We start from the raw sequence: 16,543 nt of genomic DNA on the forward strand, positions 1-16,543 counted from the left end.
TTGTCGAGGTCTTGTTTTGGTTATGGGCGGGAGGGAGCCTTCCGGAGGTTTTTCTCCGAGCCAAAAAAAGCAAGGGCCACGAAAGGGCCCTTGCGAATCGAGAACGAAAAACCTCGAACGACGTCAGAAGCAGACGAGCGCGTCGTAGGCCGCGGCGAAGACAGCAAAGTCGCTGTCGTCGGTGAAGCCGTCGAACGAGCCGTCGATGTCGCCGGCCGGATTGACCAGGTCGTTGTAGTACTTCGCGAAGAACACGAAGTCCGTGTCGTCGACGCCGCCGTCGCCGTTGAAGTCGGCGGGGCAGCCGCCGTTCGGGCCACGGTTGTCGCTGTCGACCGAGATCACAGCAGTCAGCGAGCTGCCGCGGGTGCTGCGGGCGCCCCAACGCTCGTTGGCGAAGAGAGCCGTACCCATCGTCACCGCGAGGTAGTACTGATCGCTGTTCAGTGTGCTGCCGTTCTGGTTGTTCAGAGGCAGACCGAGAGTGGTCTGATCAGGATCGAGCGGGGTCTGGCCGCGGCTTGCCGCCGTGCCGTACGAGAGCTGGGCGAAAGTACCGCCGCAGCCGTACGGACCGTCGCCGCCGCCGTTGTTGTTGTTGAAGCCGGCGCCCGCGTAGCTGATGCTGGTGCCGTTGGCGAGCAGGCCGTTGTTGTTGTAGAGGCAGAAGTTCCATTCACCCACGACCGACGAGCCCGGCTGCGTGATGTCCATGTAGGTGACATCCGACAGCGGGGACGAGTCGCTCTGGTTGAACTGACCGGTCGTCGGGAGCGGGTTGGTCAAAGAGAACCGGATGAAACTGAACCCGCGCGGACGAACCGTTTGGGCGGCCGCGGTCTGCGTGCCACCGAGCAGGATGCCGAGATCGGCGCCCGCCGCGAGCGCGGGAGAAACCGCCGCGCCGGCTGGGATCGTCTTGCGGTTGTTGTTGTTGAAGTTGAGCGAGTACGCGGTCGAGACGACGGGGTCCGCCGCGTTGACGACCCAGCCGTCACCGAAGCCCGACCCGGCAATCGCCACCGCGAGGTAGTACTCGCCCGCCGGCAGAATCCCTTCCTGACCCGAATACTGCTCGCCGTTGCCGACGCCCGGACGACGCGCAACGCCGTACGAGAGCTGCTGATTATTCAGATCCGACGGACGTGCCGCGTCCGGACCATCGCCGCGTCCGGACGAAACGTTGAAGACTTGTGAATCGTTCGTGTAGACCGCGAACGACATCGGCACCGCCGAGCCCTCGGTATCGATATCCATGAACGTCGTCTGCGCGTACGAGATTTCGTTCTGGGTGTTGAACTTGTACCACTTGAACTTGTTCGCGGTGGTGAGGTTTCCGCCCGTCGCGACAATCCCGTCCGGCAGGAAGCTGCCGTTGTTCAGGCTCGTCGCGGACGGTGCCGGAGGTGAATCGGTAGAACCAAAGAGAGTGAAGACGTACGAGACCGTCTGCGTGGTGCCGGCCTGCACCGTGTTGATGTACCGAAGCTCATTGGTCAGACCGCCGGTGCTTGCCTGAGATTGGCCGCTGAAGGTCGCGCTGAAGTTGATATCGCGACCGTACTGCGGGCTGCCGTAACCGGGGCTCGCGGCACTGCCGGCGTTGCTCAACTGCGCCGTGGTGTAAGGAGTTCCCGCGGCGAACGATGCCCCGAGCAGCGAACCCGTGTTGTTACCGAAGACAAAGTATGTCCGGGTCACCGCGATGTTGGTCTGGAAGAGGTTGGTGCTCGTCAAGGGAGCCGTGCCGGGAGTGCCGGGCTCAACGAACGCCGCGTCCAGCCAAAGAGATGACTCACCCGTCGGCATGTCCACCGGGGCTGTGAAATTCAGAAGCCCCGAAATCGCGGAGAAGCCCGGGCAGATGTTGGTGTCGAATCCCGTGACCGTCAGAACAAAGTACGGGCTTGCGGCCGGATTGATCATGCTCGTGCCGTCGCCGCTGAATCCCGCCATGGTGGCGTCGTTCGGGCTGTAGAACGAGAACCGCATATCCCACGCCGCGGCCGAGCCCGTCAGGCCGTACGAATATCGCACGCCCGTGAGCGAGCGCGTGCCCGCGAATGAGCTGCCGTACGGACCGGGATTGAGATTGATGTCCTCGAGGATGTGCGAGCAGTTGCCCAGCGAAAACCCGTTGTGGGTGAACGACGAAGTCGCCGTGTCGTACACGACCACCGTGATCGCGCGGTCGCCGAACGTGCCTCCGGCACTCTGAAAGCGCAGTTCTTCAAGATCCGCCATCGTCTTCTTGGGCGAATTCCGGTCGAGCAGACGATCGGTTTCATCCGCGATCGCCACCGTGCACGCGGCGCCCGCCGCGGCTGCCAAAAACATACCAACTTTCTTGCGATCCATAGGCCAAACCTCCCTGGAGTTCTTGCCCCACGTTCCGAGCTGAACGACTGAGAAATCGGACGCGAATACGAATAAATACCACGGAATCCCGGAATCCGAGGCACAAACAGACAGAATTTGCGAAAATAGTTTCGTTTTTAGTGGTGGTTTGGGAGCGGTTGGGTGTGGGTGTCCGGTTCTCGGTACGGATGCGGGCACCTTCGCTGCGGGTTTCTCGGGAACGCAGTGCTCCCCATCTCGATAAAAACAAACCCGCTCGCGCCGAACGCGAGCGGGTGCGTGGGATTGGATCGGACTGGCCGGGCTGAGCCCCTTGGCCCCGCCGAACAGACCCGGGTTTGGATTACGGGCAAATGAACGAGTCGTACGCCGCCGCGAACTGCACGAAGTCGCTGTCCTCCACGTATCCGTCTCCCGTCAAGTCCGCCGGACAGCCGGCGGGCATGGACGGCTCTGCACAATCGAACAGGTCGTACGCAGCGGCAAACTGCACGAAGTCGGTGTCGTCGACGAATCCGTCGCTGTTGATGTCCCCCGGACATGCCGCGACGATCGTTCCGATCACCGTCAGCGTCAGGCTCGGGCCCGCAATCGCGCCCGGCAGATTCTCGTCGCTGGTCGCGATGGTGTAGACGACCTGGTAGCTCCCGACGGGCTGAGCGCTGTCGAGCGAAACCTCGCCGGCGAGCGAGCTTCCTTCTCCGATGTTGTTCGTTGAACCGAGTGTCGTTCCGATTACCGCCACCGATTCGCTCGGTGTTCCAACGGCGCCGACCGAATCCACATCGAGCGCGGCGGTCAATCCCGCCGTCGAACTGCGGTTGACGATCGACACGGGTGCGGTGTGAACGCCCGAATTGCGGTTGACCGTGCCGAAATCGATCGTCTGCGACAACACGCTTGATCCGCTCACGAACGAGGGCGCGGCGTGATCGAGAATCACCGCGCTGACATTCACCGTGTCGTTCCCGTCCTGAACGCCCTGACCCGGTCCGAAACTTGTCAGGTCTGTGTTGTCGATCGTGATCGCGCCGCTGTAGACGCCGATGCCGGACGTGCTCACTCCCACGGTCAACGATCGCGTGGCGGCGCTGTAGGCAAACGCCTGTCTCGGACCGGCCTGCGCGCACGTCGCGCTTCCCGAGACCGAAATGTCAAACGTCGTCGGCGTCGCGCCGCTCTTACTCAGCGTCACGTTCTGCGTGCCAAACGCCGGCGCGCCAGTGATCACCGGACCATACTGCACGTTCACGACGGACGAGCCGTCCGCGTTCGGTGAACCGCCGACGTAGAGCGTGGAGTCGTTCGCCTGCGTTCCCCAGATCGCCCACACGTACTCCGGGTGGTCCACAAAGCCGTTGCGGTTGTTCTGATAGTGCGCCGGATTCAGCGCCTGCGAGTACACAGTCTGGTTGCGGCGGCGCTCGCGCTCGTCCGCCGGATACTGAAAGTGCCACTGGAGCAAATACGAAAGCTTGCCCATCTTCGAGATGCCGGTTCCCCATCCCGAATCCGTCACCTGAAAGTTGCCCGTCGTCGTGGACCCGGTCGGATCGCCGTAACGAGTCGCGGCATAAAAAATCGCGCGGGAACACTCGCCCCGATACTGAATCGGCGATGCGCCAAGCGTCGGATCCCAGAGCCCGGCGTCGAGCCCGTACGGCTTGTTGCCGCGGCTGCTGTTTACGCTCATGTTGCAGGGGCGCAGCATGTGCAGATCGCTGTACTGCGGCGCACTCGTGCTCGTGTTGCCATAACTCTCCGGCCAGGTGTGCTCGCGATTCCACGTGATCCCGCTGTCCCAGACCGACGGCACCGAGACGCCGGTGTACACGAGGATGACACGGCTCGCGTCATTGGGGTCCTGGTCGACGACCGGAAGTCCGAATCGCGCATCGCCGTAGTCGCGCGAAATGAACCCCGTGCTCATCGCCGTCCGCAGCGTCGACTTGAGCGTGGCGCCGGTGCCGCTCACGCCGCTGTAGTAATTCGCCGGCGGGTCGTATGGATCCGCCGAGGCCGCGCCAGCAACCAACACCATCACCGCGAGTCCGACGGCTCGCTCGATACGAACGCTGCACGACTGGTTCTTCATGTCTCTCGTTGCCTCGATGAACTGACTTGTTTCCGAGCTGCCGCAAGCTGCGGCTCTTAACAATTGTTCCACAAGAGGGCGCGTCCGGTCGTTTCAGGCGCTGGATTCCGTCGTTTTTTCACAGTTTCCGCATATTCACCGCTGTTATTGACCCGGTCTTCATTTTCGATACTCACACCAAAAGAACGAGGGCCCTCTTTCGAGGGCCCCCGTCGTTCAACTCATGAGACTTCCGATGCCCTGGGCATTAGAAGCAGACGAGCGCGTCGTAGGCCGCGGCGAAGACAGCAAAGTCGCTGTCGTCGGTGAAGCCGTCGAACGAGCCGTCGATGTCGCCGGCCGGATTGACCAGGTCGTTGTAGTACTTCGCGAAGAACACGAAGTCCGTGTCGTCGACGCCGCCGTCGCCGTTGAAGTCGGCGGGGCAGCCGCCGTTCGGGCCACGGTTGTCGCTGTCGACCGAGATCACAGCAGTCAGCGAGCTGCCGCGGGTGCTGCGGGCGCCCCAACGCTCGTTGGCGAAGAGAGCCGTACCCATCGTCACCGCGAGGTAGTACTGATCGCTGTTCAGTGTGCTGCCGTTCTGGTTGTTCAGAGGCAGACCGAGAGTGGTCTGATCAGGATCGAGCGGGGTCTGGCCGCGGCTTGCCGCCGTGCCGTACGAGAGCTGGGCGAAAGTACCGCCGCAGCCGTACGGACCGTCGCCGCCGCCGTTGTTGTTGTTGAAGCCGGCGCCCGCGTAGCTGATGCTGGTGCCGTTGGCGAGCAGGCCGTTGTTGTTGTAGAGGCAGAAGTTCCATTCACCCACGACCGACGAGCCCGGCTGCGTGATGTCCATGTAGGTGACATCCGACAGCGGGGACGAGTCGCTCTGGTTGAACTGACCGGTCGTCGGGAGCGGGTTGGTCAGCGAGAAGCGGACGAAGCCCACCGCACGAGCCGGAACGTCCTGGTCGGTCGTGGTCTGCGTGCCACCGAGGAGGATGGCCAGATCGGCACCCGCCGCGAGCGCCGGTGAGACCGCCGGACCAGCCGGGATCGTCTTGCGGTTGTTGTTGTTGAAGTTGAGCGAGTACGCGGTCGAAACGACGGGGTCCGCCGCGTTGACGACCCAGCCGTCACCGAAGCCCGACCCGGCAATCGCCACCGCGAGGTAGTACTCGCCCGCCGGCAATTCGCCTTCCTGACCCGAGTACTGCTGGCCATTGCCGACGCCCGGACGACGTGCGACGCCGTACGAGATCACCTGGTTGTCCAGCTGGGACGGACGATCCGGGTCCGGACCATCGCCGCGGCCTTCGGAGATGTCGAACACCTGAGAGTCCGGGGTGTACACCGCGAACGAGGTGGGCACAGCCGAACCTTCGGTGTCGATATCCATGAACGTCGTCTGCGCGTACGAGATGTCGTTCTGGGTATTGAACTTGTACCAACGGAACTTGGTCGCCGTGCTCAGCGAGTTGTTCACGTTGACGATGCCGTCCGGCAGGAAGCTGCCGCTGTTCAGGCTCGTCGCCGACGGTGCCGGGGGCGAATCAACCGAACCCAGCAGGCCGAAGACGTACGAAACCGTCTGCGTCGTGCCCGCCTGGAGAGCGTTGATGTAGCGGAGTTCGTTGGTCAGGCCGGCCGTGCTGGCCCAAGACTGACCGGTGAACGTCGCGCTGAAGTTGATGTCGCGGCCGTACTGCGGGCTGCCGTAGCCGGGGCTCGCCGAGCTGCCGGCGGTGTTCAACTGCGCCGTCGTGTACGACGTGCCGGCAGCGAACGTGGCGCCGAGCAGAGCGCCGGTGTTGTTGCCGTAGAAGAAGTACGTGCGCGTCGTCGCGATGTTGGTCTGGAAGAGGTTGGTGCTCGTCAAGGGAGCCGTGCCGGGAGTGCCGGGCTCAACGAACGCCGCATCCAGCCAAAGGAACGAGTCGCCCGCGGGCATCTCGACTTCGCTGGGCAGGAGGAAGTAGCCGGTACGCGTGGTGAAGCCCGGGCAGATGTTCGTGTCGAAGCCCGTCACCGTCAGGGTGTAGTAGGGCGTCGCGGCCGGGTTGATCATGCTCGTGCCGTCGCCGCTGAAGCCAGCCATGGTGGCGTCGCTCGGGCGATAGAACGAGAAGCGCATGTCCCACGTCGCGGCCGAGCCGGTCAGGCCGTAGGAGTATTCCATGCCCGTGATCGTGCGGGTGCCGCCAAAGGAGCTGCCGTACGGACCGGGGGTGAGGTTGATGTCCTCGAGGATGTGCGAGCAGTTGCCCAGCGAGAACCCGTTGTGAGTAAACGAGGTCGTTGAGCCGTTGAAAACGACGATGTTGATCGCACGATCGCCGAAGGTACCGCCCGGCTGGCGAATGCCGGAGTCCTTGTCGTCCATCAGAACCTTCTTGGGCGAGTGGCGATCGACAACGCGATCCACTTCGTCCGCGATGGCCACCGTGCATGCCGCACCGGCAGCGCCCAAAAGCAACAGGGCAAACTTCTTCCGATCCATTGAGACACCTCCAAAAAGGGTTTGCGCAAACCACACACAAAGCACAAACGAGACTCGTCCTTCAGTGACACAATTTGAACCGAACCCGGCGTGGGAGTTCTGCGCTGCATGAAACAAACACCGCCGACGAGACCGCCTCTCGTCCGGCGAAGGCTTCACACCAACGACTCAAGATCTTCCAAAAAGGAATCTCCCTTCGAACTCCCCCGACGAGAACTGTCCGGCGTTCACCATACATCCGGGCCTAACCCCTGTCAATCCCATTTGTTGCACGTGTCGAAAAACAAAGGCTTTCCACAGGTCATCCACTCTTGAATTCAGGCCTTTTCATGTCCAACCGCGCCTTTGCGGTCCGAGAACTTCGACGCTCCGCGGCCGTTTTCACACTCTCGCGCTCCGCGCTGCTCCCCCAAGCCGACATCGACTAAGACGCCACGTCGCTGTAACAGGGAATGCAATTCGTCGAGTCGTGTTCTAGTTATTTGCGAGGGGGTGCGCACACCCCGACCGATCGCGGGCTGTTATTAAAATATATTCATTCTTGTATCTTGCGCGCGCCGCTTATTGTCGCCCCGCGACTACCCGGTAGCTCGCGTTTCCCTTCGAGTCGAGACCCGCGTGTTTTCCCTCGTCCATGTAAAACGAGTAGCGCTCCGTCGTCACATCGCCCATCGGCGTCATGCGCACAGAGCCGTCGAAGAACGCGAGATTGCCCAACTGCACTCCGTGCCACCAGCCCGAGCGCTTCGGTGTCTGCTGGATGTAGTCGAGCGAGTACCTGCCCGCGATCATGACGCCGCTGTCTCCGAGCACGACGAATCGAGACGGTGTCGTGACAAGGTGCTGCGGCCCGAGCCACCAGGCGAAGTTGCTCAATTCGTCGCATCCCGGCACCGCAAGCCCCGTGCGCGAGCCCGGAACGCAGTACATCCAGTCGTTGGCGTCATAACTGGTTCCGAGTTGTTCGTACACAGTCGTTCCGACCGCGCCGCCGACGCCGCCCGCGGCCGCCGGACCGACTTTGACCCAGATGTTCTGGCGATCGGTGAAGCTGTCCCACGATCCGTTGTCGAGCGGACACCGGAACACCTCGAGCTTGCTCCGAATCAATTGCCCGTTCTCAACGTATTGATTGATCGGCCGCTGCGGGTCCGCCGCCGGAAACGGCGCGACCGGCGTGCCGCTCGAGGTCGTGCCAAACCAGTGCACCCCTCCGTACGACCACGTCACGCTCGACATCAGACCGAGCGGCGCACCGGCGGACGGCCACTTTCCTGGCTCGATCCACTTGGCGATGTCTTTGCTTCGCGGCACAGGAAAGACACGAAAATCGCCCAGGTACATCTGCCACGCCGTGTTGAGCTGCTTGAGATTCGCGGCGCACCTGGTGTTCATCGCGCCCTTGCGCGCCATCTTCAGCCCCGGAGCGAGCAGCGAAAGCAGGATCGCCAGAATCGCGATCACCACAAGCAACTCGATCAGCGTGAACGCACGGCGCCGCATGGTCCTGCTCCGCATCCACCTCCTCACACCAGTATCGCTCCTGTGTCAAGCAACGCTGCACTTTGAGCGCGCCAAAAAAGCCACGGGCCGGTCTTCCGGCCGGTCCGTGGACTGAGGAGGTGTTCCCCGCGCGATTGCTGGGGAGAACCGCACGGGCAAACTCGGGATGAACTTCCGTGGCGCCGGGCTTGCCGCCCGGTGTTCTTCCGTCTTTCCAACTCACTGCGGATGGGTCATGCCCGATCGCGCGGCGTTCATTTCTTCTCGATCTGCTTTTCCATCGCGTCGAGCCGCTTGTTCATCTTCTCGAGCTGCTCGCTCAACTTGTCGAGCTTGTCGCCCACGTCCTGGCGCGGCATCGCCTGCCCCGGCGCCGGGGGAGGGGTCGGCGTGGTGAACTGCATCCAACCTTGCGGAATCCGGATGTTCTGGCCGTGCTCCTGCCACCACTTGGCGCCCATCTCACCGGCTTCTGCCGCCTGCTTGCGGGCTTCTTCCAGCTGCTTCATCGCGTCGGCGAGCGCCGCGCTGACCTGATCGCGCACCTTGTTCCAGTCGGCCGAGTCGAGCTGCGAGCGCAGCGCTTCCACCTGCACCTTGACCTGCTCCTCGACGCCCTTGAGAATCTCAACGATCTCCTCGGAATCGACCGATTCGTCGGCCGAGCGCGTGATCCTGATCAGCGAATTCATCTTTTCCGGGTCGTACTTCGCGAGTTTCACACGGACCGTCTGACTCTCGCCTTTGCGGTAGATCTTGAGCACGAGTTCGTCGCCGGGGCTCTTGGTCTTAAGGGCTTCGCGCAGCGCCTCGTAGCCGCCGAGCGGCTTTCCATCGGCCTCGACAACCACGTCGTTGGCCTTGAGTCCGGCCTTGTCCGCGGGGAGGCCTTCCGACACGCTGTTGAGCACCACACCACCGTTATTGACACCGATCTGTTCGAGGACCTCGGGGTCCGCGTCGCTCATCGTCACGCCCAGCATTACCTTCGGCGCACCGCGCACGATGACGCGCGCCGTATCGGAAGTTGGCGGCGCCTCGGGCGCCCGCGGCGCCATGAATCGCATCTTGTGCGCCGCGCCCGGATTCATGCTCCCGGGAAGCGTCTTCACGACGTTCCCGTCGCCGTCGAGGATCTCGACACTACCGCCCTTGACGCGGTACTGACTCTTGGAGAGCTTCTCGCCGTTCTTCTGAACGGTGATCTTGCCGTTGTTGTTCTCGATCGTGAACGTGTCGCCCCCGTCCACGGTCGTCATCACCGAGCGGGAGAAATTCCCACCGTGGTCCTCGTTCTGCCCGAGCGGCTTGCTGAAATCGCCCTTGATTTCTTCTTCTTCCTCGGGACCGTGCGCGCTCGCGGCATTCCCCGCCGCCAGCACCATGCAAAGCCCGACGCTCGCGCTCAACGCCCCGATCCGCTTCAGCCACAGTTCCATAACAAAGCTCCTTGGGAATTCCGCTCGTCCGATTTCCGTTCACCTCTCGACTTCTTCAGAAAATCCGGACGTGCACATGCTGTTTCTCGCGCTCCCCGGCGCGTTCATTCACAACGGTTTCTTGGGTTCGATCACTTTGACCGGCAGCGGGATCCTGCGCCCCGCCTCGTCTACCTGGTAGCTGTTCACGCTCTCCACCCGAGCGCGTTCCACGATCTGCCTCAAATACACGACGTCGTAACCGCGACCGTCCGCCGCGGGCGCCGACTCGAGCACAACAAAGTCCGGCAGCTGCCGAATCACGCGCCCCGTGTCCTTGCCCTTCGCGAGATACGAACTCAGCGCCGCATCGGGCGTCTGCTCTTCCCCCTGCGCCGGCGGGAAGAACTGCGCCGTATTGCCGCCGGTCGAAGTCCCCCACTTGGGCACGACGAACATCGCGAGCGCCAGCACCGCCGCCGCGGCCCAGCCCGTCCACTGAGGAACGCTGAGCCGCTTTGGCTGCCACTCGACCGCCGGCAGCTCGACAACGTCCGCGACCGAGATCGCTTCCCCCACCGCCCGATCCAGCAGTTGCTTGTCGCGCTGCGCCTGCGCAAGCTCACGCCAGAGCGAAGGATCGCCCGCGCCGATCATGTCGAGCTCGACCCAGTCGCCCGCGCTCGCAGCCCCATCCACCACGCGGCTGATCAGGATGTCTTTTTCTGCCATGCTCATGAAAACTCCGCCCTTCCATCACACCAAGATGCGCCGGCCGCCCCGTTCCGTCGCCGCGGCAATCGATCGCTCACACAAAGAGCGTCCGGAAAATGCCCGCGTTTTCAGCCCTTGGGCACCGCAGGGTCTTGCGGAATCTCGAGGAGAAAGCCCGGCCTGGCAGTGAACGGCTCTCAAGCGGGTGTTTCTGAACAGCAATTCTGCGTACTTCGGACCGGGGGATTGGGACCTGTCACGCTCGATCAGCGGCATGTGCGTCCAAAGTGCGATCGAAACAATCCCTTTTTCTTCGCGAAACTCCGCATCCTCCGTTACTCCGCGTTCTCTCCCGCTGTGGTCTCAACTCTTCGCCGATTCCTCCGCCATCTCGCGCAGTTGCTTGCGCCCGCGCGCAATCCGCGTCTCGACCGTCGTCTCCGGAATTCCCAGAATGTTCCCGATCTGGCGATAGCTCAGGCCTTGCACGCTCTTCAAGAGCAGCGGCTCGCGATATCCGTCCGGCAATTTCTTGGCGAGCTCGAGCAGCCGCGCCGCTTCTTCGCGCCGCGTCGGCGTCGCACTCGGCATCGGTTCGACCGTGTTCTCGTGCCCGCCTTCGTTTTCCTGCGCATCGAGCGAGCCGTGCAAACGCAGCTTGCCGCGCCGCGCCGCCAGGCGCGCCACATTGGTCGCGACCGTGCGCAACCACGGCTTGAGCATCGCCGCATCGCGGATCTCGTGCCCCTTGCCGACGAGCGTCGCCGCAACCTCCTGGAGCAGATCTTCCAGATCCGCCCAGCGCGGCTTGTGCGTCAGGAGCAACGCCGCGACCCAGCGTCGGTTCTCTTCCCAGAGCCGCTTGAGTTCGTCGTGATCTTCGGATGAGAGGCGCAGCGCGTGCCGCCGCTCGGCCGCAACAGGGGGCGGTTCGAGCTCGTGCTCCGAGCTGGAGTTTCGGTCCTCGTTCATCCCGGCAACCAATCCGCCAAAGCGCTGAGCCCGGAAATGCCCCGGCCGCTCAACGCCATCGATCCTCACACCTCTTGTTCCGAAGATGCGCCGCCCGGGTTCATCCGTCGCAAACCCGTACGCTCATCCCGCACAGAATCCGAGAAGAGCCCTCCAGGCCTCAATACCCTTCCGCGATGGATGATTCGCCCGAAACACCCGAACCGGTCATTCGACGCCCGAGCGACCGGCGCGCGGTCATCGATCGCGACCCACCGTCTGCTCTCCCTCCCCCACCCCCGCCCCCCGACAAAGACCCGCCTTCCATCATCGAAACACGCCTGGCCCGTCGCAAGCCAAAGAACGCCCAGGCCGTGATGTCGCTCGGGGACCATCTCGAAGAACTCCGCACACGCATCATCTACGCCCTCATCGGCGTGGGCATCCTTTTCCTCGCAAGCCTCTACTTCGGGCCGACGATCCTGAACTGGCTCATCTGGCCTGTGCAGCGCGCACTCCGCGCCGAAGGTTTGTCGCCGAGCATGCTCGCGACCGGGATGTTCGAGACATTCTTCACCTATCTCAAGATCTCGACCGTCGGCGCGATCCTTCTTGGCTTCCCGTGGATCCTTTGGCAAGTCTGGAAATTCGTGTCGCCGGGTCTTTATCGCTACGAGCAGCGCTTCGTCACCATGCTCCTCCCGATGAGCATTCTGCTGGCCATGCTCTCCTGCCTCTTTCTTTACTTTGTCGTGCTTCCCGTGATGCTGCACTTCTTTGTGCACTTCGGCGCAACCGTCAGCCCCGAAAAGGTCGCAGTCGCGCCGCTCCCGCAGAACGTCTCGCTCCTTAGTCTCCCGGTTCTCGCCGCGGACCCGCCCGCGCCCAAACCCGGCGACGCGTGGTTCAACTCGGAACTCAAGGAACTCCGCGTGGCGCTCGGCGCCGCAAACGGCACCGTCAGCATCTATTCCACCGCGCTCTCGACCTCGACCGGCATCGTGCTCCAGCCGCGCATCAGAGAGTGGGTCGATACGTTCCTCGGGCTCGCGCTCGCGTTCGCCGCCGGGTTTCAGCTTCCTGTCGTCGTTCTCCTGCTCGGCTGGATCGGCATCGTGACGCCGGCGTTTCTGGCGCGCTATCGCAAACACGCGCTCTTCGTCATCGCCATCATTGCCGCGCTGCTCACGCCGCCCGATCCGATCAGCATGATCATCCTCATGCTCCCGCTCTACCTGCTCTACGAATTCGGCATCGTGATGCTCCGGCTTTTTCCCGCGTCTCGCCTCGCACGCGATCGAGACCGCGAACTCGACGGCGAACCGGTTGAGGGTTGATTCGAGAATCTATTCGAGCGAACGCGACGCTGCGGAGAACGCGGAATTACGCGGAGAAAGCCGGGGATCAAGAAAGCGGCAGAATATGAACGGCGGAGTTGTGCAGCCCGCAATATCTTTCGACCAGCATTCAGGATTCGTCTCCCAGACTCTCTTCTCCCATTTCCTCTCCGCGAGACTCCGCGCTCTCCGCAACTCCGCGTTCTCTCTGCCCTTTCCACGAGTCCTCCTGAACTGAACGTCCCGCGTGCAAACCGATACCGACCACATGCTCCGCGCTCTCGACCTCGCCCGCGCCGCGGCAGCGCTCGGCGAAGTCCCCGTCGGCGCCGTGGTTGTCCGCGACAGCCAGATCCTCGCCGAAGCTCACAACCGGCGCGAGACCGACAAATCCCCCTTCGCGCACGCCGAGTTTCTCGCGATCCAGCAGGCCTGCCGCGCCATCGACGACTGGCGCCTCGAACGCTGCACGCTCTACGTCACGCTCGAGCCTTGCCCGATGTGCGCCGGCCTTATCGTCAACGCCCGCATCCCGCGCGTCGTCTTCGGCGGCGCCGACCCGAAGGCCGGCGCCGCCGGCACGCTCATGAACCTGCTCGAAGACCCGCGCCTCAATCACCGCTGCGAAGTCGTGCGGGGCGTGCTCGCCGCCGAATCTTCCGAGTTGCTCACTTCGTTCTTCCGCGGCCTTCGCGCCCAACGATCCGGTTTCTGACAATTGCTCTCTTCTGCCATTCTGCATCTTTGCCGCTCTTCCCATGCCCGAACTCCCCGAAGTCGAGCGCACCCGCCTCTCTCTCGCGCCGCTCATCGGCCGCACCATTTCGCGCGCATCTCTTCTCCGCGCCGACATCTGCGATTCATTTTCCCCCCGCGGCACGCCAACAAAGGCATCCCCGCGCAGCCTCCTCCAACACGCCCGCATTTCCTCTCTCTCCCGCCGCGGCAAGCAGCTCGCCGTCATCGCCTCCGACGGCCGCACGCTCTGCATCCAGCTCGGCATGTCCGGCCGTCTTCTCCTTCTTCAATCCGACATCCCACATCCGAAATCCGACATTCCCCCACACACCCACGCGCTCTGGACACTCGACGACAACTCCCAACTTCTCTTCATCGATCCGCGCCGCTTCGGTGGTCTCTCCACCTATCCATCCGAACGCGCGCTCCTCCAACACCGCTGGTCCACGCTCGGGCCCGATGCACTCACACTCTCCGCGCGCGATCTGGCCCACGCCTGCGCCGATTCACACCGCCCCATCAAGTCACTCCTCCTCGATCAATCCGCGCTCGCCGGCGTCGGCAACATCTACGCCGATGAATCTCTCTTCCGCGCCCGCATCCACCCCTCTACGCTCGCGAGCACGCTCACAAACTCGCAACTCGCCGCCCTCGCTCGCGCCATCCGCTTCATCCTCGCCCGCGCCATCACCGCCGGCGGCAGCACGCTCCGCAATTACGCCGACTCGAACGGCCGCGCCGGCACCGCTCAACTCCTTCACGCGGTCTACGGAAGAGTCGGGAAATCCTGCACCAATTGCAACGGCTCCCTCGCCTCCAGCCGACTCGCCCAGCGTGCCACCGTGTTTTGCCCGCTCTGCCAGCCCCTGACATGAATCCGCGGTGAATTCACGCCCGCCCGTCTCCCCACCGTCAAGCCGGTCCCCAACAACGTTTCCACATGCAAACCTGATCTCGAGCGACCATCCCGTGAAAACGTTCTCGTGATCCGCCTCATCTGCCGGAGTGAATCCCTCTCTCTCTTTGAAAGAGAAGAAACTAATAGTCGTAGAGACAAGCGCTGGCGCTCCGTGGATGATTTCCACAAGCATCACGCAAGTCTCGCGATTCCATAGCTTTGCGCGCCAACGACACACCTGCACAACGTGTCGTTTCCGTGTCGCTCGCGCTGTCCGGCGCGCGTTTCAATCGGTCGCTCGCTGTCGCTTGTGCAGAGTCACACCCCCAACTCTGCTCAATCGCGCCACAACCCGGCGCGTTCTCCACACTCTTTCCACAGGTCCTGTCGCTTCCGCCCCGGTCGCTTCATGAGAGCTTCTTAAAAGTCCTCAAATCAAAGTACTTGCGCGCTCTCCAAATGAAAAGTGCCGCCCTTCCGAGCGGCACTTCGTTCATTCAGCACTCTTCCTTACCGCCCCGAGATGATCAGCTTCCGGCTCACCGGCGTCTGACCCGTCAGCGTGTAGAACCTGTTCTCGTTCAGCACGGGCAAGCCCATCGCCGTCGCCTGCTTGAGCAGCTCGTTGTACTTGTTCACCGCACGCTCCAGCCGCACATACTCCTGCACGACTTCGATCGGCTGATCGACACCCGGCCGCGGCGGCAGCACCGGCTTCTCCCCCAGCACCAGGAAGTCCACGTCCCCTTCGAGATCATCCTGCACTTCGCCGCCCCAGCTCGTCACCATCGCCGCGATATCGGTGCGCCCCGACGCCGTCGGGTTTCCCGTGCCCTTGGTGTCGAAGTTTCCGAAGATCACAAACTTGTAGACCTTCATCGGGTCGAACACCGCGTTCGCGATCACGTCGCCGGTCACGATCGGGTTGCCCTTGGTCTCTTTCACGATCCGCGCCGTGCTCGAATCCTGCCCGACGTTGATCACCTCGATCTGCGCCTTGCCCGGCTTGTAGTCGCCGTTCTCATCCATCTTGATCGAGTTCGCGTCGTTGTAGACGGCAAACGTCATCCCGATCACGACCTTCTGCGTGCGCCCGACGTTCAGAAACACCTGCCTCTGACCCGCATCGACGCCGATGATCGCGCCGTCCACCAGCGCATCTTCCGACGTCCCGCGCGCCGTCGTCTTGCTCCGCTCGCCGCGCAGTCGCGCCAGCTGGTCCTCGAGAATCAGGCTCCGCTGCTGCAGATCGCTGATGCGTCCGTTCAGGTCAGTCTCGCGCGCCTTGGCCGCGGCCATCTGGCTCTCAAATTGCTTCTCCGCCTGCATCCGCACGTTCTCAATCCCGCTGCGATACTGGCTCAGTTCATCCTTATACGTCCCGACTTCCTTGTTCAGCGCCGCGAGCGTTTCGTTGTGGCGCTCCACGATCCCCGCCACGCGCTCCTGCTCGTTCTTCAGATCCGTCTGCGCCGCCAGCCGCGCCGCCTCGACCTGCTCCACCTTCTGATTCAGGTCGTTGATCTGCCCCGCGCGATCCTGCGCCAGCCGGAGCAGCGGCGCGTTGTTCGCTTTCGATGACTCCGCACGCGTCTGCTCGAGCAAACGCTCGACCGAGTCGTTCGCGTTGCCCGTGATCGCCGCGGCAAGATCCTTGTTGCTCTTCACGAGATACGCGACCAGCGACTGGTTCTGCGCCTTCTTCGCCGCCTCCACGATCTGGCGGATGTCGTCCTGCTGACGCTCGCCGTCGCGGATGAAGTCGCGGATGCCGACCTTCGCCTCGTTCAATTCGCGCTGCGACTGGTTGTACTTCCCGTACAGAACCGCCGACGTGATGAACAACCCAAGCGACGCCAGCCCCAGAAGCGTCAACGCCACGCCGACTCCAACACTCGTGCTCGTCCGGCTCGCCATGAATCGATACTCCAGTCAACGCCTTCCCGGCGCCGTTCAATTGAACAAGTTCGTCCTGCCGCCGGCTCAAGGCCGCCATGCAGGGCCGCAAGTCTACCCGCCCTTCCCCTTTCGCACCCGCCCCGGGTCGCG

11 protein-coding genes are annotated in these 16,543 nt (G+C 63.0%); 3 read left to right on the forward strand and 8 right to left on the reverse strand.

Translation table 11 applies throughout. The annotated features are described in order from the left end of the window. Positions 1–123: 123 nt before the first annotated feature. The 7 genes from KF691_00820 to KF691_00850 all read right to left on the reverse strand — a co-directional run bounded on the left by KF691_00820 (position 124) and on the right by KF691_00850 (position 11,542). The gene (locus KF691_00820; protein ID MBX3387974.1) at positions 124–2,358 is read right to left on the reverse strand and encodes a hypothetical protein; all 2,235 of its coding nucleotides are present in this window, start codon (positions 2,356–2,358) and stop codon (positions 124–126) included. 343 nt (positions 2,359–2,701) lie between these two features. After that, a complete protein-coding gene (locus KF691_00825; protein MBX3387975.1) occupies positions 2,702–4,453 on the reverse strand; it encodes an endonuclease in 1,752 nt (583 codons plus the stop codon). A 247-nt stretch (positions 4,454–4,700) separates the two neighbouring features. Then, a complete protein-coding gene (locus KF691_00830; protein ID MBX3387976.1) occupies positions 4,701–6,935 on the reverse strand; it encodes a hypothetical protein in 2,235 nt (744 codons plus the stop codon). Between the two features lie 561 nt (positions 6,936–7,496). After that, positions 7,497–8,438, reverse strand: coding sequence for a prepilin-type N-terminal cleavage/methylation domain-containing protein (locus tag KF691_00835; protein ID MBX3387977.1), 942 nt, complete (start codon positions 8,436–8,438; stop codon positions 7,497–7,499). Between the two features lie 254 nt (positions 8,439–8,692). Continuing rightward, positions 8,693–9,877 carry a PDZ domain-containing protein gene (locus tag KF691_00840; GenBank protein ID MBX3387978.1) on the reverse strand — a complete coding sequence of 395 codons (1,185 nt, stop codon included), beginning with the start codon at positions 9,875–9,877 and terminating at the stop codon, positions 8,693–8,695. 108 nt (positions 9,878–9,985) lie between these two features. After that, positions 9,986–10,594 carry a hypothetical protein gene (locus KF691_00845; protein MBX3387979.1) on the reverse strand — a complete coding sequence of 203 codons (609 nt, stop codon included), beginning with the start codon at positions 10,592–10,594 and terminating at the stop codon, positions 9,986–9,988. A gap of 339 nt (positions 10,595–10,933) precedes the next feature. Further along, complete coding sequence (locus KF691_00850; GenBank protein ID MBX3387980.1) at positions 10,934–11,542, reverse strand: RNA polymerase sigma factor; 609 nt, start codon at positions 11,540–11,542, stop codon at positions 10,934–10,936. A 176-nt stretch (positions 11,543–11,718) separates the two neighbouring features. On the opposite strand from KF691_00850, the gene KF691_00855 reads away from it, so the two are divergent. From KF691_00855 to mutM, 3 genes are all read left to right on the forward strand, one after another. Continuing rightward, positions 11,719–12,858, forward strand: coding sequence for a twin-arginine translocase subunit TatC (locus KF691_00855; GenBank protein MBX3387981.1), 1,140 nt, complete (start codon positions 11,719–11,721; stop codon positions 12,856–12,858). Between the two features lie 247 nt (positions 12,859–13,105). After that, positions 13,106–13,573: a tRNA adenosine(34) deaminase TadA gene (gene tadA, locus KF691_00860; GenBank protein MBX3387982.1), complete on the forward strand. Its 468-nt coding sequence runs from the start codon at positions 13,106–13,108 to the stop codon at positions 13,571–13,573. Between the two features lie 43 nt (positions 13,574–13,616). After that, positions 13,617–14,471: a bifunctional DNA-formamidopyrimidine glycosylase/DNA-(apurinic or apyrimidinic site) lyase gene (gene mutM / locus KF691_00865; protein ID MBX3387983.1), complete on the forward strand. Its 855-nt coding sequence runs from the start codon at positions 13,617–13,619 to the stop codon at positions 14,469–14,471. 533 nt (positions 14,472–15,004) lie between these two features. Here the strand turns inward: mutM and KF691_00870 are convergent. Continuing rightward, positions 15,005–16,411 (reverse strand): hypothetical protein, encoded by a 1,407-nt coding sequence (locus KF691_00870; protein MBX3387984.1) that lies wholly within the window; start codon positions 16,409–16,411, stop codon positions 15,005–15,007. Between the last annotated feature and the right edge of the window lie 132 nt (positions 16,412–16,543).

The organism is Phycisphaeraceae bacterium, assembly GCA_019636555.1.
In the GTDB taxonomy this organism is placed as follows: Bacteria; Planctomycetota; Phycisphaerae; order Phycisphaerales; family UBA1924; genus JAFEBO01.